The organism is Nitratireductor sp. ATLC21, from assembly GCF_057196525.1.
Genome location: NZ_JBXUOU010000001.1, coordinates 441,586 through 462,176 on the forward strand (window position 1 = coordinate 441,586; position 20,591 = coordinate 462,176).

Here is a 20,591-nt window from a genome sequence, read left to right on the forward strand (position 1 = left end):
GAGCCCGGCAAAGGCGGCTTGAGTGTTCAGGCCGCCTTTTTCTCGACCAGCCGCACAAGCTGCGTCATGATGACGGCGGAGCCGGCGAGGCGTTTTTCCGGTGTCGCCCAGTCACGAATGAACACGATGCTGTGGTCGGGCCGGATTTTTGCCAGTGAACCCTGTTCGCCAATAAAGCGCACGAGCCCCACGGGCTCGGGGAATTCCTGATTGCGGAAATGCACCACCGCGCCCTTGGGGCCGGCGTCGAGCTTTTCCACATTGGCCTTTCGGCACAGCGCCTTGATGAAAACGATCTTTAAGAGGTGTTCCACCTCCTGCGGAAGCGGCCCGAAACGGTCGATCAACTCCGCGCCGAAGGCGTCGATCTCTTCCGGCGTTTCCAGTTCCGCGATGCGGCGATAGAGGCCGAGCCGCAACTGCAGGTCGGAAACATAGGATTCGGGGATCATGACGGCGGTACCGACCGTGATCTGCGGCGACCAGCCGGTATCGACCGCCTCGTCCGATCCCTTCAGTTCGGCAACCGCTTCTTCCAGCATTTGCTGGTAAAGTTCGTAGCCAACTTCCTTGACATGACCGGACTGTTCTTCGCCCAAAATGTTGCCGGCGCCGCGAATGTCGAGATCGTGGCTTGCAAGCTGGAAGCCTGCGCCAAGCGTATCGAGCGACTGGAGCACCTTGAGCCGCCGCTCCGCAGTCGATGTAAGCGTCCGGTTCGGCGGCAGGGTGAAGAGCGCATAGGCCCGCACCTTGGAGCGCCCCACGCGTCCACGCAGCTGATAGAGCTGCGAAAGACCGAAGATATCGGCGCGGTGTACGATCAGGGTGTTGGCCGTGGGGATGTCGAGGCCTGATTCCACAATCGTGGTGGACAGGAGAACATCATATTGCCCGTCATAGAAGGCGTTCATGATGTCGTCGAGTTCGCCCGGCGGCAACTGCCCATGAGCGGTGGCCACTTTCAGTTCCGGCACATGTTCTTCGAGGAATGCGCGCACCTCCGCCAGATCCGAAATGCGCGGGACGACATAGAAGCTCTGGCCGCCACGATAACGCTCGCGCAAAAGCGTCTCGCGTATCACCAGCGGGTCGACCGGCGAGATGAAGCTGCGCACCGCCATGCGGTCCACGGGTGCCGTGGTGATGAGCGAAAGCTCGCGCACGCCCGTCAGTGCCAGTTGCAGGGTGCGCGGGATCGGTGTCGCCGAAAGGGTGAGCACGTGGATATCGGACTTCAGCTCCTTCAGCCGCTCCTTGTGCTTGACGCCAAAATGCTGCTCCTCATCGATGATGAGAAGACCGAGATTCTTGAACGAGATCGAGCCGCCCAGAAGCGCATGCGTGCCCACAACAATGTCGACCGTACCGTCGGCAATGCCTTTCTTGGTCTCAGAAAGCTCCTTCGAACCGACAAGGCGCGAGGCCTGACGCACACGCAGCGGCAGCCCTGCAAATCGGTCGCGGAACGTCTTGAAATGCTGGCGAGCAAGCAGTGTCGTTGGTACGACAACGGCAACCTGCAGCCCCTCCATCGCAGCCACGAACGCTGCGCGCAGCGCGACTTCCGTCTTGCCGAAGCCGACGTCGCCGCAGATCAGACGGTCCATAGGACGGCCCGAACCCAGATCGTCAATGACGGCGTCAATGGCCGCCTGCTGATCATCCGTCTCCTCGTAGGGAAAACGCGCGGCGAACTCGCCGTAAAGCCCTTCCGGCGGAGCAAGCCTGACACCGGGACTCATCTCGCGCTCAGCGGCGATGCGGATCAGATGACCCGCCATCTCCAAAAGCTTCTTCTTGAGCTTGGCCTTGCGCGACTGCCAGGCCACACCGCCCAGCTTGTCGAGCATGGTGTCGGGACCATCAGACCCGTAGCGGGACAGAAGCTCGATATTCTCGACCGGCAGGAACAGCCGGTCATCACCCGCATACCGCAGCTCCAGACAGTCATGCGGCGCGCCCATGGCTTCAATGGTCTTGAGACCCACAAAACGGCCAATGCCATGATCGGCATGTACGACGATGTCTCCTGCCGAAAGTGCTGCCACCTCAGAGATGAAGTCCGAAGCTTTCTTGCGCTTCTTGGCCCGTCGGACCAGGCGGTCACCCAGAATGTCCTGTTCACCGATCACGGCAAGGACGGGCGTTTCAAAGCCAGCTTCCAGCGGCAAGACACCGATGCCTGCCTTTTCAGGCGGAAGTTTCTCCAGTTCCCCCAGCGTGTCGATGCGGGCCACATTGCCAAGATTGTGCTCGGCAAGGATCTGGGACAGCCTTTCGGCAGAGCCTTCGCTCCATCCCGCGATCAACACACGCTTGCCATTGGCGCGTAACGCTCCAATGTGCTTGACGGCGTGATCGAATACATTGGCTTTGGGGTCGGCACGCTCCTCGGCAAAGTTGCGCCCGGCAACAGCACCCGCATGATAGATGCGCGCCTTGGTGGTCTCTGGCGTGGCAAAGGGCGTAAAATGGATCACGCGCCGTGCAGCTGCGGCTGCATTGATTTCCTTCGGATCGAGATAGAGCGTCTCGGGTGACACTGGCTTATAGGGCACGGCCCCGCCGAGCTCGGTGCCCTCCATCTGCGTACGGCGGGCCTCATAGTGATCGACAATCAGCGCATGCCGTTCGCCCAGCGCTTCTTCGGCAAGGTGGTCGAATACAAGCGGCGCGTCGGGCAGATAATCGAGCACGCTGTCAAGCCGCTCGTGGAACAGCGGCAGCCAGTGCTCCATTCCGGCAAAACGCCGCCCCTCGCTCACTGCGCTGTAAAGCGCGTCATCGCGTGAGGGAGCGCCGAACGTTTCGATATAGTTTCGGCGAAACCGGCTTATCACCTCGGGAGACAGTGTGATCTCGCTCATGGCCTGGAGCGAAACTTCCTTGCGCTGGCCGGTGGTGCGCTGGGTAGCGATGTCAAAAGCGCGGATCGATTCGAGCGTGTCGCCAAAGAAATCGAGACGCAACGCTTCGTCCCAACCGGGTGCGAAGAGATCCAGAATGCCGCCGCGCACCGCGTACTCGCCCACGTCGCGCACGGTGGAAACGCGCTCGAACCCGCTGGTTTCAAGCCGCGCCGTCAGCGCCGTCATGTCCACCTGATTACCGGGCCGGGCGAAAAAGCCCTGCGCGCCGATCTGGTCTGCCGGCGGCATACGCTGCAACAGCGCATTGGCGCTGACAATCACTGCCGCGCGGTGGGGATTCGCACGCAGTTCCGCCATTGCGCTCATGGCGGCAAGCCTGCGCGCGGCTGCATCCGCCCCGGGCGATACGCGATCATAGGGAAGACAATCCCACGCCGGAAGATCAAGAACCGGCAGACCGGGATCCACGAACCGAAGCGTGTCGACGAGCGACGGTAGACGCTGCCCGTCGCGCAACACAAAGATGATCGGACCGTCGGGTGCCACCTCTCTCGCCGCGGCGGCCAGGGCGAATGCTTCAAACCCATCGGCAACTCCATCGACGGTAACGGCGCCGACCCCCGCGCGCGGGAGATTCAAAGCATTGATGAGTGTCATCGACGTCGTGCCTCAGCGTCCCTGCGATGCGATAATGCGACTCCACAACGGCGTATCATAATCCGGCGGCACCGGAAGTTCGCCCGTGACCCACTTGAAGAGATTGGTATCCGGCACATTCAAAATCGCTTCGAACTGAGTCATTTCCTGGTCGCTGAGCCGATCGATCTCGGCATCGGCAAAGCCACCCAGCACAAGATCCATCTCGCGCATGCCACGGCGCCAGGAACGCACGAGTGCTCGGCGGCGGCGTGGATCGAGATCGTGGCTGGAACGGGTGGTACCTGTCATGGTTTTGCTTTCATGCTCTGCAGCGGTCGGTCGCCCGGGCGGATATAGCGTGTGCATGAGCGTCTGTCAGCCTTGCGTCGGCGAATTTGGCCCTTAATCATGACAGGATGCGTCCTACACTGCTCGATCCCCTTTTTGCTCCTGTGACTGCGCTCGATGGCGTTGGAGCCAAACTTGCCGACCTTCTGGCGAACATAGCTCCGGGCGACGGGACAGGGCGTGAACTTCGCGTGGGCGACCTGCTCTTCGTGCTGCCGCATTCGCTGATTGATCGGCGCAGCCGCCCCGGCATCGCCAACGCACCGGAAGGGTCGATCGTCACACTCGATTTGACAGTGGGGCGCCATCTCCCCTCTCCGCCCGGCCGCAGAAATGTTCCCTACCGGGTTTTCGCATTCGACGAGACTGGCGAGATCGCCCTCACCTTCTTCCATGCACGCGCGCCATGGATCGAGAAAATTCTTCCCGAAGGGGAAAGGGTCTTGGTGAGCGGCAAGATGGAATGGTTCAATGGCCGCGCCTCCATGGTGCATCCTGATTTCGTTGTCCCGGAAGCAGAAGCCCACACGCTGCCGATGCTGGAGCCGGTGTACCCGCTGACAGCCGGCCTTTCGGCAAAAGTGTTGCGCCGCGCCATTTCACAAGCGCTGGAGCGCCTGCCGGATCTGCCTGAATGGCAGGACGAGAGCTTTCTATCACGAAACCGGATGCCGCCCTTCAATGCCGCCCTCAAAAGGCTTCACGATCCGCAGGCACCAGAGGACATTCAGCCCGAAAGCGCCGCCTGGCGGCGCATCGCCTATGACGAGTTTCTCGCCGGCCAGCTTTCACTCGCGCTCGTGCGTGCAAAGGTCAAGCGCCTGTCTGGCCGGCCCCTCCAGGGTGACGGGCGTTTTGAGAAAAAGATCCGTCAAGCACTGCCTTATTCGCTGACTGTCGCGCAGGAAAATGCCGTAGTTGATATCCTCGAGGATCTCGCAGGCGAAGAGCGCATGGTGCGCCTCCTGCAGGGTGACGTGGGAGCCGGCAAGACCGTGGTGGCGCTCCTGGCTATGGCCCGCGCCGCCGAAGCAGGCGGACAGTCGGCCCTTATGGCACCCACGGAAATTCTCGCCCGTCAGCATGCAGCGACCATCACGCCGCTGGCGGAGGCCGCCGGGCTGCGCGTTGCGGTCCTGACCGGACGTGAAAAGGGTCGGGAGCGCCAGCGCATTCTCGAGGAGATTGCGACGGGTGCGGCCGATTTTGTGATCGGCACCCATGCGCTCTTTCAGGAAACGGTCGAGTTCCGTGATCTGGCGCTTGCTGTTGTCGACGAGCAACACCGTTTCGGCGTGCATCAACGCCTTGCGATGACGGCCAAAGGGAATGCGCCCGACATGCTTGTCATGACAGCAACGCCGATCCCGCGCACGCTCGTGCTCTCCGCCTTCGGCGACATGGATGTGTCGCGCCTCACCGAAAAACCCGCCGGTCGCCAGCCGATCCGCACCGTTACACTGCCGGTCGAGCGCCTGCCGCAACTGGTGAACCGGATAAAAAAAGCGTTGTCGGAAGGACAGAAGGTCTATTGGATCTGCCCGCTCGTGGAAGAATCCGAAGAGCTTGAACTGATGTCGGCGGAAGACCGTCATGCTTCGCTTCAAAAGGTCTTTGGAGACAAGGTCGGTCTCATTCATGGGCGCATGAAGGGAGCGGACAAGGACGAGGCAATGCGTGCCTTCAAGGACGGGCGAACGCGCATTCTTGTCGGCACCACAGTGGTTGAGGTGGGTGTGGATGTGCCCGATGCGACAATCATCGTGATCGAACACGCCGAACGATTCGGCTTGGCGCAATTGCATCAGTTGCGAGGGCGTGTGGGGCGCGGTGCGCTCGCCTCCTCCTGCGTGCTCGTCTACAAGGGGCCGCTCGGTGAGACGGCAACGCGCAGGCTGGAAGTGATGCGCGACACCGAAGATGGGTTCGTCATCGCGGAGGAAGACCTCAAATTGCGCGGTGAAGGCGATCTTCTGGGAACAAAACAGTCGGGGACGCCGGGGTTTCGGGTCGCCCGGATCGAGGCCCATCTGGACCTTCTGCAGGCCGCGCGCGACGATGCGCGCCTGATCCTGTCACGCGATCCAGATCTGCAATCCCCACGTGGCGAAGCGCTTAGGCTTCTCCTTTATTTGTTCGGGCGCGATGAGGCGATTCGCTTGTTGCGGGCGGGCTGAGCGGATTTCGCCTTCGCCTCGGCGGCAAGCGCCTCTGTCTTTGCCTGGTATTCCGGCGCCACAAGACCAGCCGAAATGACAAGCTTGGCTCCCTCCTCCACCGTCATTTTGAGTTCTATCACATCCTTTTTAGGGACGAATAAGAGGTAACCGGAAGTCGGATTGGGTGTGGTCGGCAGGAAGACCGCGATTGTCTGCCCCATATCGTCATCGATCTTCGCCTGGACCTCGCCTCGCGTTTCGGTGGCGATGAAGACAAGCGCCCAAAGTCCCTTTCGAGGGTATTCGATGAGGCCAACCTTCTTGAAGGTGTCCGATCTTTCCGAAAGCACGGTCTCAAGGATTTGCTTGAGACCTCGGTAGACGCTGCGAACCAGCGGCATGCGTCCGAGGATTTTCTCGCCGGTGGCGATGATGGTGCGCCCAATGAAATTCGCTGTAAGAAACCCGATCAGCGTGATCAGGACGAGGGCGACAATCAACCCGAAACCCGGAACCGCAAATGGAAGATAATTGTCAGGGTTATATCGGAAGGGAATGTAGGGTTTGACCCAGGAATCCACCCAGCCGATCATTGACCAGGCGAGATAGGCGGTGATGGCCAGTGGCGCTGTGACAATAAAGCCCGTGAGAAAATAGTTGCGCAGACGAGTCATCATGATGCGGAAACGGGCCTCGAATGTGATGGATTAAGGAAGAACAGCCCGGTGGACATTACGCCACCAGGCTGAACAATAGAATAGGAATTCGGGCCGCCATATGACAGCCCCGTGCTTGCTATTCGACCGTAACGGATTTTGCCAGATTGCGGGGCTGGTCCACATCCGTCCCCATGATGACGGCCGTGTGGTAGGCAAGCATCTGGATCGGCAAAGCGTAGATGATTGGGGCAACGAACTCCGGAACATCCGGCAGAACCACCGTCTCCAGCGTGTCAAGCGTTGCATTCTTCGCGCCCTTTTCGTCCGTGATCAGGATAATCCGCCCGCCACGTGCGGCGACCTCCTGCATGTTCGAGACGGTTTTCTCGAATATGCGATCATGCGGGGCGATCACGATCACCGGCATCTGCTCATCGATGAGCGCGATGGGACCATGTTTTAGTTCGCCGGCGGCGTAACCTTCGGCGTGAATGTAGGAGATTTCCTTGAGCTTCAGCGCGCCTTCCAGCGCCAACGGATAGTTCGTGTCGCGGCCGAGATAGAGCACATGACGCACATGCGAGAGTTCGCGTGCGACCTTCTCTACGCTGGCGTTCAATTTCAGCGCCTGGGACGCAAACCGCGGCGCTTCCGAAAGCTGCCGCACAAGCGCCTTTTCTTCGTCTGCGGAGATGGTACCGCGCGCCTTGGCAGCCCGGAGCGTCAGTGCCGCAAGGACACTGAGCTGACAGGTGAATGCCTTGGTGGAGGCAACACCGATTTCCGGGCCGGCGAGCGTGGGGAAAATGCCATCGCTTTCGCGCGCGATAGTCGATTCCCGCACATTGACGATAGCCGAGATAGGGATCCGCTCTCCGCGGCAATAGCGCAGCGAGGCCAGTGTGTCGGCCGTTTCGCCGGACTGAGAAATGAACAGTGCCGCGCTGTTCTTCGGCATTGGCATTTCGCGATAGCGGAACTCGGAGGCAATATCGATATCGACCGGCAGACGTGCATAGCGCTCCAGCCAGTATTTGCCGATCAACCCGGCCAGGTAGGCCGTGCCGCAGGCTGAAATCGCCAGACGCTCGATCTTCGCAAAGTCGAAGGGCAGATCGAATTCCGCCACTCCGCCCTCAGCGAAATTGAGATAATGGGCGAGCGTGTGGGAAATGACCTCCGGCTGTTCATGGATTTCCTTTTCCATGAAATGGCGATGGTTACCCTTGTCGACAAGCAGACTGGTGCCAACGGACTGTTGCCGTGCGCGTTCGACCGGCCGGCCATCCATGCCAAAGATCTCCATGCCCCCACGCCGCACGATCACCCAGTCGCCGTCTTCCAGATAGGTGATCGTGTTCGTGAACGGTGCGAGCGCGATGGCGTCGGATCCAAGATACATCTCTCCCTCACCGTGGCCGACCGCAAGCGGCGGGCCATTGCGAGCACCGACGATCATGTCCTCATCACCGCGGAACAGGATCGCCAGGGCAAAGGCACCGCGCAGACGCTTCAGCGCCGCGAAAGCCGCATCCCGGGGAGCAGATCCCTTCTTCAGTTCGTTCGCAACGAGATGTGCGACGACTTCCGTATCGGTCTGTGAGGAAAACGAAACACCACCGGCTTTCAATTCATCGCGCAATTCAGCGAAATTTTCGATGATGCCGTTGTGGACGACGGCCACGTCGCCGGCGAAATGCGGATGCGCGTTGGTTTCGTTGGGAACACCGTGGGTTGCCCAGCGCGTGTGGCCGATGCCAATCAAGCCGCCAAGGGGATCCTCCCCCAGCCTCTTCTCAAGGTTTACCAGCTTGCCCTCGGCACGGCGTCGATCGAGCCTGCCATTATCCAGGGTTGCAACACCGGCTGAATCATATCCGCGATACTCAAGCCGCTTCAGCGCGTCGACGATGAGCGGCGCCACCGGCGTCTGCCCGACAATGCCAACAATTCCACACATATGGCTGTCTCAGCCTCCCACCAAACAATCGATCCCCGATTCACGCAATTCTTCTAGGTCGCGGAAGAAGGGGATGAAAATCAACAAGTCTTTCACTTCGTATCAAGCCGGTACGGCCGTTTTGACGCCCCTGCTTCAGCTACTCGAACGGCGGGCCTTAAGCGCCGCCAGCCGGTCGCGCAGGCGTTTTCCGAGCCCCTCCCGATTGGACTGTCTGGCACGGCCGAAAGCCAAGGCGTCGGCAGGCACGGACTCGGTGATCACGCTACCGGATGCCACATAGGCGCCCGCCCCGATGGTGACCGGTGCAACCAGAGACGAATTGGTTCCGACAAACGCGCCAGGCTCGATATCGGTGAAATGTTTTGAGAAACCGTCATAGTTACAGGTGATGGTGCCGGCACCGAGATTGGCTCCTGCTCCCACCCGTGCATCGCCCACATAGGAAAGGTGCGGGACCTTGGCACCCGGCTCCACACGCGCCTTCTTGATCTCTACGAAGTTTCCGACCTTCGCGCCGTCCATGATTTCGGCACCCGGGCGCAGTCTCGCGAAGGGGCCGACTGAGGCGCCCGCGTCGACACGCGCCTCCTCAAGATGCGAATTTGCCCTGAGGGTGACGTTTTCTCCAATTGTCACACCGGGACCGAAGAAGACATTGGGCTCGATGATCGTATCGCGACCGATAACGGTATCATGCGAAAAATACACGGTTTCCGGTGCGATGAGGGTCACGCCGTCAAGCATCACCGCGTTTCGGCGGCGCTGTTGCCAGATGGCTTCCGCGGCTGCGAGTTCGGCTCGGTTGTTGATGCCGAGCGCGCTTTCATAATCGGCCTCGATGGCGCGCACCTTGAGCCCTCGGGCGGTTGCGATCTCGACGATGTCCGTCAGGTAGTATTCACCCTTGGCGTTGTCATTGCCGATGGCTTCGAGCAGCTCCAGCGCCTGGCTGCCGGCAATCCCCATTGCTCCGCCATTGCAGAAGGTGATGCGGCGCTCTTCATCGGTGCAGTCCTTCTCCTCACGGATGGCAACCAGCGCCTCGCCATCTTCGATCAGCCGCCCATAGCCAGAAGGCCGCTCAGTGCGAAACCCCATGACGACGACGTGTGCGCCTTCGGAAAGGCCTGCGCGCAGCGCCTTAAGAGCCTCGAGCGAAATAAGCGGCGTGTCGCCAAAGGAGACGAGAACATCGTCATATCCACGGGCAATTGCAGCGCGTGCTGCCAGCACCGCGTGACCAGTGCCCAGCCGCTCCGATTGAACGAATGTCTCGGCACCGGGAGCAAAGCCCTCGGCTGCACGGGACACCGCCTCGGCGCCATGGCCCACAACCAGCGCCATGTCACCGGCACCGGCTGCATCGAGTGCCCGTGTTACATGGCCAAGCATCTCCAGGCCGGCAATCTTGTGCAGCACCTTGGGCGTTGCGCTTTTCATGCGCGTGCCCTCGCCCGCTGCGAGGATAACCGAAAGGCAGGTGCGTTCGCTCATGGATTGATGCCCGTAATGCTTTCTGACGATTCGTCTTTTCTAGCATCCTGCCCTTACGGCACCAATCCGCTCTCAACCGAGTTTGCCAAGGGCCGGAAAGGTCTCAAGAAGCCAGAACGCCATGGATTGCATGCCGCCGGTTAAGAAAAGGACACCGGCCAGGACGAGCAAACCGCCCATCACCTTTTCGACGCGCCCCAGATGCATGCGGAAGCGGGAAAGGAAGCGCATGAAGCTTCCCGAGAAAAGCGCTGCGAGAAGAAAGGGCACACCAAGGCCCAGCGAATACACCGCCAGAAGCAATGCGCCATCAGCCACGGTCTCGCGCCCTCCGGCCAGTGTCAGGATCGGGCCGAGCACCGGGCCGATGCACGGCGTCCATCCGAAGGCGAAGGCGAGCCCCATTACGTAAGCACCAATTCTCGTGGCTGGCTTTCCGCCCGCCTGAATGCGCGCCTCCCGCGACAGGAAGGGGATGCGCACCACGCCAAGGAAGTTGAGCCCCATGAAGATGATGACGATGCCTGCCGCGATGGCGAGTTCCTGCTGCCATGTCCGCAAGACGGCGCCAATGGTCGACGCGCCGGCCCCCAAGAGCACAAAGACCGTGGTGAAGCCAAGCACGAAGGAAAGAGATGCCGAGAAGAGCGCAAAGCGCGTGGTGCTCGTGGAGGACGAACTGGCTTCGCTTGCCCCCTCACCCTGGAACTGCTCAACCGAAACGCCGGCCATGTAGCACAGATAAGGCGGAACAAGCGGCAACACGCAGGGAGACAGAAATGATAGTGCTCCAGCACCCGCCGCGCTTAAATATCCGACATCAATCGCCATGCTTCGTCTCAAACTGAAAGCGCAAACCGCGCGTCTTTGAATGCGCCTTCCCTATAAGCAGACGCACCCGCACACGCCAATCACCTTTGCGTGGCATACCGTCGCGATGAATGCCCGTGAACACATCGAGACACGAGAATTTTGTCTTATCTGGATGGAGCAGAAATATGGTGAGCGCGCAGGGGCTCGAACCCTGGACCTACTGATTAAAAGTCAGTTGCTCTACCAACTGAGCTACGCGCTCCCGGTGGGTTCTTCCGAACCCCGGAAATTGCGGCGGAACATAGAGAGGCGCTTATCGCCGGTCAACCGCAAAAAAGCGTCTTTCGCCCGACTTTTTTATTCATCTTTCAAAGCCCCTTCTACACAAGGCTTTCACGATGAACTGAGGGTCCGGCGAATGGCGTCGCGCCAGCCATGAAGCTTGCGGTCACGTTCGGCTGCGTCAATCGAAGGACAAAACTGACGGTCGAGCTTCCAACCGGCAGCGAATTCCTCGGCGCTGGGCCAGACGCCGGCCCGCGATCCCGCAAGCCAGGCAGCGCCCAGCGCCGTGGTTTCGAGCTGAGTCGGCCGGTCGACCGGCGCGTCGAGCATGTCGGCCAGGAATTGCAGCATCCAGTCGCTGGCAACCATACCGCCATCGACCCGCAGCACCGTGTCGTTTTCCCCGTCGTGCCAGTCCTTGCGCATGGCATCAAGCAGGTCGCGTGTCTGGTATGCGACCGATTCGAGCGTGGCGCGCGCGAATTCTGCCGGGCCCGAATTGCGTGTGAGGCCATAGATCGCTCCCCGCGCTTCCGCATCCCAGTGTGGGGCGCCAAGCCCGACAAAGGCGGGCACGAGATAGAGCTGCTGGGTGGGATCGGCTTTCTCCGCCAGGGCGCCCGAATCGGCAGCCTTGCCGATGATCTTCAAGCCGTCGCGCAGCCATTGAACGGCTGCACCAGCGACAAAGATCGAGCCTTCAAGCGCGTAGGTTGTCACCCCGTCGAGCCGGTAGGCGATGGTCGTAAGAAGACGGTTTTTGGAGGACACCATCGTCTGACCCGTGTTGAGCACGGCAAAACATCCCGTGCCATAGGTGGCCTTGAGCATGCCCGGTTCGAAACAGGCCTGACCGATCACGGCTGCCTGCTGATCGCCGGCTACGCCAAGTAGAGGAATTGCCGTGCCAAAAAGCTTTTTCTCGGTGACACCGAAATCTGCGGCGCTGTCCTTCACCTCAGGCAAGAGGGTTTTCGGCACGCGCAGGATTTTCAGGAGTTCGTCATCCCATTCATTGGTCTCGATATTATAAAGAAGCGTGCGCGAGGCATTCGTGGCATCCGTGACATGCGCCTTGCCGCCGGTCAGGCGCCAGATCAGAAACGTGTCGATGGTGCCGGCAAGGAGTTCCCCCTTCTCTGCCCGCTCGCGCGCGCCTTTCACCTCATCGAGGATCCAGGCGAGTTTGGTTCCGGAAAAATAGGGATCGAGAAGCAGGCCGGTTTTTGCCGTAAAGGTTTTTTCCAGCCCTTCCGCCTTCAGCTTTTCGCACATGGGGGCGGTGCGACGGTCCTGCCAGACGATTGCGTTGTGGATGGGCTTGCCGGTATCGCGCTCCCACACGACGATGGTTTCGCGCTGATTGGTGATGCCGATGGCTGCCAAATCGGCTGCTTTCAGCTTCGCCTTACGCAGGGCGCTGCGCGCGGTCGACACCACTCCCTTCCAGATGTCTTCGGGATCGTGTTCCACCCAGCCCGAATTCGGATAGTGCTGCTGAAATTCCTTTTGCCCGGTCGCCACCGGCTGCATTGAAGCGTCGAACAGGATGGTCCTGCTGGATGTCGTGCCCTGGTCTATCGCCAATACATAACCGCTCATTGGTCCTCCGGATCGGTCAGAAATCGTTTGCCAAACGGGGAACCGGGCTTGCCGGCTCCCCGTCCATTTTGATGCCATTCAGGCATGTTGCAACCGGCCTTACTGCCAGCGCTTGACGATTTCCTCGTAAACGATGGTTTCGCCCTGGGGCTTTTCGTTTTCGAGTTTGGCTTTAGCGCCGCCCTTGCCGATCCACTCGGACGGATCCTTTTCCTCATTCAAGCGCGGACCGCAACCGCCATAGACATTGGCGCTTTCGTCCGCTGCCTGCATGCGGGCCATGGTGATATCCATTTCACCGGCCAGACGATCCATCGCCTCCTGCGGGGTGAACGCGCCGGAGTTCACGTCGCCGATCTGCTGCCACCAGATCTGGGCGAGCTTTGGATAGTCCGGCACATTGACGCCCGTGTCCGTCCACAGAACCCGGTCCGGCGAGCGATAGAACTCCACGAGACCGCCGAGCTTCGGAGAGCGCTCGGTGAAGGATTCGTGATTCACCGTGGAATCGCGAATGATCGTGAGACCGACATGGCTCTTCTTCACGTCGACCGTTTTCGAGGTGACGAACTGGGCGTAGAGCCAGGCCGCCTTGCGGCGATCCACAGGCGTGGATTTGAACAGCGTCCAGGAGCCCACATCCTGATAACCGAGCTTCATGCCCTCTTCCCAGTAGGGCCCATGCGGTGACGGTGCCATCTTCCAGAGCAGATTGCCTTCGTCATCGACGGTGTTGTTGCCCTCGCTTTTCGGCTTGACCATATCGGCGGTGAAGGCGGTGTACCAGAATATCTGCTGGGCGACATTGCCCTGGCTGAGCGCCGGCAGCGACTGATAGAAGTCGAGATCGGCGGCACCTGGAGGCGCATACTGGCGCAGCCACTCATCCCATTTGCGGATGGCGTAGACGGCGGCAGGTCCATTGGCAGCACCACCTCGAGTGACGGAAGCGCCGGCAGGATTGCACGACCCCTCCTCCATGCGGATGCCCCATTCATCGATCGGGCGGCCATTGGGCAGCCCCTTGGAGCCAGCACCGGCCATGGAGAGCCAGGCGTCCGTCATGCGCCAGCCGAGATCCGGTGCGCGCTTGCCGTAGTCCATATGACCATAGACGCGAACACCATCGATCTCCTTCACGTCATTGGTGAAGAAGTCGGCGATATCCTCATAGGCCGACCAGTTGACTGGAACGCCTAGCTCGTAACCGTATTTCTCCTTGAATTTCTCTTTGATTTCAGGGCGATCAAACCAGTCCTTTCGGAACCAGTAGAGGTTGGCAAACTGCTGGTCCGGCAGTTGCCAGAGCTTGCCGTCCGGTCCGGTAGCAGAGGCGACGCCGATGAAATCCTCAAGATCGAGGGTCGGAGACGTGACGTCTGCACCTTCACCTTCCATCCAGTCGGTAAGGTTGACTGCACTTTGCAGGCGCGAATGCGTGCCCACCAGATCGGCATCGTTGACATAGGCGTCATAGAGATTGCGGTTGGTCTGCATCTGGGTCTGTACAGCCTGCACCACCTCGCCTTCTCCCAGAAGCTGGTGGTTCACCTTGATGCCCGTGATCTCCTGAAATGCCTTGGTCAGGGTTTCGGATTCATAGGAATGTGTCGGTATGGTTTCGGAGAGAACGTTGATCTCCATTCCCTGAAACGGTTCCGCTGCCTTAATGAACCATTCCATTTCGGCCAGCTGCTCCTCACGGCTGAGAGAGGAAGGCTGGAACTCACTGTCGATCCACTTTTCCGCAGCCGCCATGTCTGCCATGGCCTGGCCGGGCAGCCAGAGCAGGGCAAGCGCTGCGACAGAAGTCTTCAAATGCGCTTTCATTTCAAACTCCTCCTCCTGTTTCCACACTCATTCGATGAATGTGGTTTGACGCTCAATGAGCCCATTTGGGAGCTCTTGACCGCCGGTTTGCGGGACGCTTTGCATCCCGCTTTGCTTTGTCTGGAACCTACACCCAGCGGAACACCGCATAGGCATAGATCAAAGACAAAATCGTGCCGCCCCAAAGCGGCATATCGGTCAGCCCCAGCCACCCCAGATGGATAAAGGCGCTGCCGAGCAACGAGATGAAAAGACGGTCTCCCCGCGTGGTATCGAGACCGAGAATCCCGTGCCGCGGCCCTCCGCCGGGGCTCGCCCATTCCCAGACGGTCATGGCGCACAGAAGCGCGAAGATGACGAGGAAGAATGTGGCCGTCTGCCACGTCCAGGCCATCCATGTGAGATCAAGCCAATGGGGCATGAAGTCCTCCCTAGACGCGCCCGAGGGCAAAGCCCTTGGCGATGTAATTGCGCACGAACCAGATCACGATGGCACCCGGGATAATGGTCAAAACCCCGGCAGCCGCCAGAAGCCCCAGCTCGTAGCCAGATGTGCTCGCCGTGCGGGTCATGACGGCGGCGATCGGCTTGGCAGCGACAGAGGTCAGCGTCTTGGCCAGAAGCAGCTCCACCCATGAGAACATGAAGCAGAAGAAGGCCGTGACACCGATGCCCGACGCAATGAGCGGCATGAAGATCTTCACGAAGAACCGCGGAAACGAATAGCCGTCGATATAGGCTGTTTCATCGATCTCCTTGGGCACACCGGACATGAAGCCTTCGAGGATCCAGACCGCCAGCGGGATGTTGAACAGGCAATGCGCGAGCGCCACGGCCCACGGTGTATCGAACAGGCCGACGGCGGAATAGAGCTGGTAGAACGGCAAGGCAAAGACCGCCGGCGGCGCCATCCGGTTGGTCAGGAGCCAGAAGAACAGGTGCTTGTCGCCGAGAAAACGATAGCGTGAGAACGCATAGGCGGCAGGCAGTGCAAAGGCGACCGAAATCACTGTGTTTATAAGGACATAACTGATAGAGCTAATGTAACCGTTGTACCAGACCGGATTGGTGAGGATCTCCACATAGCTGTCGATGGTGAAGTTTTTCGGCCATGGGCTGAAGCCGCCGAGGATCTCGTTGGTCGTCTTGAAGGACATGTTCACGAGCCAGTAGATCGGCAGGAGCAGGAAGATGATGTAGAGCGTTGGAACAAGCCAGCGGGTCACTCTCATTGGTCTTCTCCCCGGGTCATCAGCGTGTAGAAGATCCAGCTCACCATGAGCGTCATCAGGAAGTAGATGATGCTCATGGCTGCTGCGATGCCGAGATTGAATTCGCCCAGAGCCGCCTTCACCAGATCGATGGACAGGAAGGTCGTGGCATTGCCCGGCCCGCCTCCGGTCAAGACGAAAGGCTCGGTGTAGATCATGAAGGAATCCATGAAGCGCAGGAGAATTGCGATCGTCAGAACGCGGTTCATCTTGGGCAACTGGATGTAGCGAAACACCGACCAGCGCGATGCACCATCGATCCTGGCAGCCTGGTAATAGGCTTCGGGAATGGAACGCAGGCCCGCATAGGCAAGCAGCACAACGAGAGATGTCCAGTGCCAGACATCCATCAACACCACGGTGAACCATGCGGAGATGGGCTGACGCGTGAAGTTGTAGGGGATGCCGAGTGCATTGAGCCCATAGCCCAGAAGGCCGATATCCGGCAGGGCCATGATGTTCCACATGGCGCCGACCACATTCCACGGGATGAGCAGCGGCAGTGCCATCAAAACGAGACAGACCGACACCCAGGGGCCGGAACGGGGCATGGTGAGAGCGATGGCGACACCAAGCGGAACCTCGATCAGAAGAATGATCCCGGTGAACAGAAACTGCCGGAAAAGCGAGGCGTGAAAACGGTCGGAGGTGAGCACATCCTCATACCATTTCGTTCCCTCGAAGAAGAACAGATTGTTGCCGAAGGTTTCCTGAACCGAGTAGTTCACAACCGTCATCAACGGAATGATGGCGTTGAAGGCCACCAGCAGAAGGACCGGCAGGACGAGAAACCAGGCGCGGTTGTTCCATGTCTTGGTCATGTCGCTCCCCCCTGACGCGCGGAGACCGGGGCAACACGCCATGAATCCGCATAGAGATTTATGCCTGCCGGATCGAAACTGATGCGCGGTTCGCTCGGCAGAGCCGTTCCTTCCGCAACAATCGCGGCAATGGGCTGTCCCTCGACGGTCGCATGAACGATCTTTCGGCGACCGGTATCCTCCACGCGCAGGATCTGCGCGGGTATGCCCTTCTCGCCAATCCGGACATATTCGGGACGCACACCGAGCTCCATCCTGGCATCGCCGTTTCCCGGCAACTGCCCGTCAAGTGAGATGGCGTGGGAACCGATGTGTGCACCCTGCCCGTCGATCCGCACAGGAAGGACATTCATGCCCGGAGAGCCGATGAAATAGCCGACAAAGGTGTGGTTGGGGCGTTCGAAAAGCTCTTCAGGCGTTCCGATCTGAACGATTTCGCCTTCATTCATTACCACGACCTGATCGGCAAAGGTCAGCGCCTCGGTCTGGTCGTGGGTCACATAGACCATGGTAAAGGCAAAGCGCCGGTGGAGCTCCTTCAATTGCGAGCGCAGCACCCATTTCATGTGCGGATCGATAACAGTGAGCGGTTCGTCGAAGAGAATGGCGCTGACATCGGAGCGCACCAGCCCACGGCCGAGCGCGATCTTCTGCTTGTCGTCAGCGGTCAGTCCCTTGGCTTTCTGGTCGGCCCGTTCCGCCAGATCGATCATTTCGAGTGTTTCACGCACGCGCCGATCGATCTCGTCGGCCGCCACGCCGCGATTGCGCAGGGGAAAGGCAAGATTCTGGTAGACCGTCATCGTGTCGTAGACGACCGGAAACTGAAACACCTGCGCGATGTTCCGGTCTTCGGTTGAGAGGTCAGTGACATTTTTTCCATCGAAGAGGATCTGGCCTTCGGTCGGCCGCAGGAGCCCTGAAATGATGTTCAAAAGCGTGGTCTTGCCGCAGCCCGACGGGCCAAGCAGCGCATAGGCGCCGCCATCGTCAAACGTGTGGTGGACCCGCTTCAGTGCGTAATCATCATCACTCGCAGGATTGGGCAGATAGGCGTGGCGGATGTTGTTCAGATCAATTCGCGCCATTCCCGCCTCCTATGCAGCCCGGCTTTCGCCGATCGTGACACGCCGGCTTGCATCGTCGAACACCAGCATGTGGCGGGTGTCGATGAAGACCTCGACGGCTTCGCCTACGTCGAGCCGATGAATCCCCTCTTCCAGCATCACCCAGCGGTGCCCCGCGAAGTCGAGATGGACGAAGCTCTCTGATCCGGTGATCTCCGTCACCGACACGGTGGCGCGGACAGAAACCGCACTGGCCTCACGTGGCGCAAGAGAAAGGTGGTGCGGCTGGAAACCAAGCGTGTAGGAACCGTCCGGCGCGCTCTCGAGCCCCTGCGGCACAGGCAATTGGACGGTTTTGTCGAGTACGAACTGCCCGGCTGCCTTTTCCACCGAAACCGTGTTCAGGGGCGGATCGGAAAAGGTGCGCGCTGTCACGAGATCGACCGGCTTGCGGAACACGTCGATGGTTGGCCCGAACTGCGTGAGGCGTCCCCGGCTGAGCGTTGCCGTGTTGCCCCCCAGAAGCAACGCTTCACTCGGCTCTGTGGTGGCATAGACGAAGATCGCGCCCGAAGCGGCAAAGATCTTGGGCAGTTCTGCCCGCAATTCCTCGCGCAGCTTGTAATCCAGATTGGCGAGCGGTTCATCCAGAAGCACGAGGCGTGCTTCCTTGACCATGGCGCGGGCCAGAGCAGTGCGTTGCTGCTGTCCGCCGGAAAGTTCCAGCGGGGTACGCTCCAGATGCGGTGTCAGGTGCAGAAGCTCTGCCGCCTGCCGGACCTTTTCCTCGATGACCCGCTTTTCTGTGCCAGCGACCCGTAGCGGCGAGGCGATGTTTTCGTAAACGGTCATCGCCGGATAATTGATAAATTGCTGATAGACCATGGCAACGCTGCGCTTCTGGACGGGAATGCCGGTAACATCCTCTCCTTCCATCCACACGCTGCCGGATGTGGGTCGATCGAGCCCGGCCATGAGCCGCATCAGGCTGGTTTTGCCGGCAAGCGTCGGTCCGAGCAGCACATTGAGTGAGCCCGGCTCCAGCCGCAGCGAAACATCATCTATATGCGTTTCGCCGGAAACGACCTTTGAAACCTTGCGCAGTTCAAGCATGTCCTCCCCCAGCGTTGGCCGCCTGGTCTTGCATTCCCGAAATATCACGCATGAAATCGTCGACCTCTGCCGCCTCCTCCGGCGTCAGCCGCAAACCGCGCTTGGTTCTGCGCCAAAGCACGTCTTCCCCGGTGACTGCCCATTCACGAGCGGTCAAATAGCGCAGTTCAGCTTCGTAAAGATCGACACCGAAATGCCGCCCGAGATCGCCCGGCGATTGAGCATTCCCGAGAATCTCTCGGGCACAGAGGCCGTAAAGCCTGACCAGCCGGGCCGCGTGATGGCGATCGAGAAACGCGTAGTCGCGCAGCAGCGCTTCTACCTGCGCTTCATAACCGTCAAAAGCGAACTCGCCACCCGGTAGCGTGGCCGAGTGGGTCCATGGTCGACCTTTTGCGCCGATGGATTCGGCGATTTTCTCCAGCGCCGATTCAGCCAGCTTGCGATAGGTCGTTATCTTGCCGCCGAACACATGCACCATGGGCGCCCCGCCCCGCCCGGTTTCCGATTTCAGAACATAGTCCCGGGTGGCTTCCTGCGCTTTAGAGGCGCCGTCATCGAACAGCGGGCGCACACCTGAATAGGTCCACACAATATCATCGCGGCGCACCGGTTCGACGAAATATTCGCTGGCGGCCGCACACAGATAGTCGATCTCGCTGTCGCTGATCGCGACTTCCTTCGGATCGCCATCATAATCCTGATCGGTGGTGCCGATCAGCGTGAAATCATTCTCATAGGGTATGGCGAAAATGATCCGTCCATCCGAGTTTTGAAAGAAATAAGCGCGCGGATCGTCGAACTTGCTCCGGACGACGATATGACTTCCCTTCACCAGACGCACGTTTTGAACATCGTTCTGACCAAGCACGCCCGAAATGACGTGATCCACCCAGGGCCCAGCTGCATTGACGAGATAGCGCGCCCGCACGGTCTCGGTCTCACCGGTCAAAAGATTCTGGATACCAATTTTCCAGATCCCTTTTTCGTCTTTAGCCGAGGTGACCCGAGTGCGCACCCGCACATCTGCTCCTCGGTCGGCGGCGTCTCGGGCATTGAGCACGACAAAGCGGGCATCGTTGACCCAGCAATCGGAGTATTCGAACGCGCGGCGGTAGGAACCTTTGAGCGGTTTGCCGGCGGGGTCGGTGCGCATGTCGAGCGTGCGTGTCTTGGGAAGCAGTTTCCTCCCACCGATATGATCGTAAATGAAAAGCCCGAGCCGGACGAGCCAGGCTGGGCGGAGACCCTTGTGAAGCGGCAGAACGAAACGCATGGGCCAAATGATATGCGGCGCGTTGCGCCACAGGATCTCGCGCTCCATGAGCGCCTCGCGAACGAGACGGAACTCATAATATTCCAGATAGCGCAGGCCACCATGGATGAGCTTGGTCGATCCGGAGGATGTGCCGCTCGCCAGGTCGTTCATCTCCGCCAAAAATACGGAGTATCCACGCCCGACAGCGTCACGCGCTATGCCGCATCCATTGATTCCGCCACCAATGACGAACACGTCGAAAATCCTGGAACTGGTGGACTTGGAAGCGGGCACGCGTTTCTCCCCTGCCTCTGGGATCACAGGAAACATTCCTGCCTTGGAGATAAAGGAATTATTTCGAAAGAAAAATGAATGTCAAACGAAAATCAACATTCG

The 20,591-nt window shown here is 59.7% G+C and carries 15 protein-coding genes and 1 tRNA gene; 1 reads left to right on the forward strand and 15 read right to left on the reverse strand.

What is annotated here, in order from left to right; genetic code table 11:
- Positions 1–26: 26 nt before the first annotated feature.
- Positions 27–3,530, reverse strand: coding sequence for a transcription-repair coupling factor (gene mfd / locus AC2CHD_RS02210; RefSeq protein WP_484552452.1), 3,504 nt, complete (start codon positions 3,528–3,530; stop codon positions 27–29).
- A 12-nt stretch (positions 3,531–3,542) separates the two neighbouring features.
- Complete coding sequence (locus AC2CHD_RS02215) at positions 3,543–3,821, reverse strand: succinate dehydrogenase assembly factor 2 (protein ID WP_229446860.1); 279 nt, start codon at positions 3,819–3,821, stop codon at positions 3,543–3,545.
- Positions 3,822–3,928: 107 nt separating this feature from the next.
- Here AC2CHD_RS02215 and recG point away from each other — a divergent pair, with 107 nt between their 5' ends.
- Positions 3,929–6,037 carry an ATP-dependent DNA helicase RecG gene (gene recG / locus AC2CHD_RS02220; protein ID WP_484552453.1) on the forward strand — a complete coding sequence of 703 codons (2,109 nt, stop codon included), beginning with the start codon at positions 3,929–3,931 and terminating at the stop codon, positions 6,035–6,037.
- Here the strand turns inward: recG and AC2CHD_RS02225 are convergent.
- The 13 genes from AC2CHD_RS02225 to glpD all read right to left on the reverse strand — a co-directional run bounded on the left by AC2CHD_RS02225 (position 5,989) and on the right by glpD (position 20,525).
- The gene (locus AC2CHD_RS02225; protein ID WP_229448023.1) at positions 5,989–6,693 is read right to left on the reverse strand and encodes a DUF502 domain-containing protein; all 705 of its coding nucleotides are present in this window, start codon (positions 6,691–6,693) and stop codon (positions 5,989–5,991) included. The genes recG and AC2CHD_RS02225 overlap by 49 nt on opposite strands.
- A 121-nt stretch (positions 6,694–6,814) precedes the next feature.
- Positions 6,815–8,638 (reverse strand): glutamine--fructose-6-phosphate transaminase (isomerizing), encoded by a 1,824-nt coding sequence (gene glmS, locus AC2CHD_RS02230; RefSeq protein WP_484552454.1) that lies wholly within the window; start codon positions 8,636–8,638, stop codon positions 6,815–6,817.
- Positions 8,639–8,773: 135 nt separating this feature from the next.
- Positions 8,774–10,135 (reverse strand): bifunctional UDP-N-acetylglucosamine diphosphorylase/glucosamine-1-phosphate N-acetyltransferase GlmU, encoded by a 1,362-nt coding sequence (gene glmU / locus AC2CHD_RS02235; protein ID WP_484552455.1) that lies wholly within the window; start codon positions 10,133–10,135, stop codon positions 8,774–8,776.
- Positions 10,136–10,207: 72 nt separating this feature from the next.
- Positions 10,208–10,966, reverse strand: a complete 759-nt coding sequence (locus tag AC2CHD_RS02240; protein ID WP_484552456.1) for a cytochrome c biogenesis CcdA family protein — start codon at positions 10,964–10,966, stop codon at positions 10,208–10,210.
- Between the two features lie 168 nt (positions 10,967–11,134).
- Positions 11,135–11,210 (reverse strand) — tRNA-Lys (locus tag AC2CHD_RS02245).
- A gap of 131 nt (positions 11,211–11,341) precedes the next feature.
- Positions 11,342–12,835: a glycerol kinase GlpK gene (glpK, locus tag AC2CHD_RS02250; RefSeq protein ID WP_484552457.1), complete on the reverse strand. Its 1,494-nt coding sequence runs from the start codon at positions 12,833–12,835 to the stop codon at positions 11,342–11,344.
- A 99-nt stretch (positions 12,836–12,934) separates the two neighbouring features.
- Positions 12,935–14,665 (reverse strand): ABC transporter substrate-binding protein, encoded by a 1,731-nt coding sequence (locus AC2CHD_RS02255; protein WP_229446854.1) that lies wholly within the window; start codon positions 14,663–14,665, stop codon positions 12,935–12,937.
- Positions 14,666–14,792: 127 nt separating this feature from the next.
- Positions 14,793–15,086: a DUF2160 domain-containing protein gene (locus tag AC2CHD_RS02260; protein WP_007009573.1), complete on the reverse strand. Its 294-nt coding sequence runs from the start codon at positions 15,084–15,086 to the stop codon at positions 14,793–14,795.
- 10 nt (positions 15,087–15,096) lie between these two features.
- The gene (locus AC2CHD_RS02265; RefSeq protein WP_229446853.1) at positions 15,097–15,897 is read right to left on the reverse strand and encodes a carbohydrate ABC transporter permease; all 801 of its coding nucleotides are present in this window, start codon (positions 15,895–15,897) and stop codon (positions 15,097–15,099) included.
- Positions 15,894–16,757: a carbohydrate ABC transporter permease gene (locus AC2CHD_RS02270; RefSeq protein ID WP_484552458.1), complete on the reverse strand. Its 864-nt coding sequence runs from the start codon at positions 16,755–16,757 to the stop codon at positions 15,894–15,896. Before AC2CHD_RS02270 ends, AC2CHD_RS02265 begins: the two co-directional genes overlap by 4 nt.
- Positions 16,754–17,845: an ABC transporter ATP-binding protein gene (locus AC2CHD_RS02275; RefSeq protein ID WP_484552459.1), complete on the reverse strand. Its 1,092-nt coding sequence runs from the start codon at positions 17,843–17,845 to the stop codon at positions 16,754–16,756. Before AC2CHD_RS02275 ends, AC2CHD_RS02270 begins: the two co-directional genes overlap by 4 nt.
- A gap of 9 nt (positions 17,846–17,854) precedes the next feature.
- Entirely contained in the window at positions 17,855–18,937 is a 1,083-nt protein-coding gene (locus AC2CHD_RS02280) for an ABC transporter ATP-binding protein (protein ID WP_484552460.1), read from the reverse strand.
- A complete protein-coding gene (gene glpD, locus AC2CHD_RS02285) occupies positions 18,930–20,525 on the reverse strand; it encodes a glycerol-3-phosphate dehydrogenase (protein WP_484552461.1) in 1,596 nt (531 codons plus the stop codon). The genes AC2CHD_RS02280 and glpD overlap by 8 nt, the downstream gene beginning before the upstream one ends.
- Between the last annotated feature and the right edge of the window lie 66 nt (positions 20,526–20,591).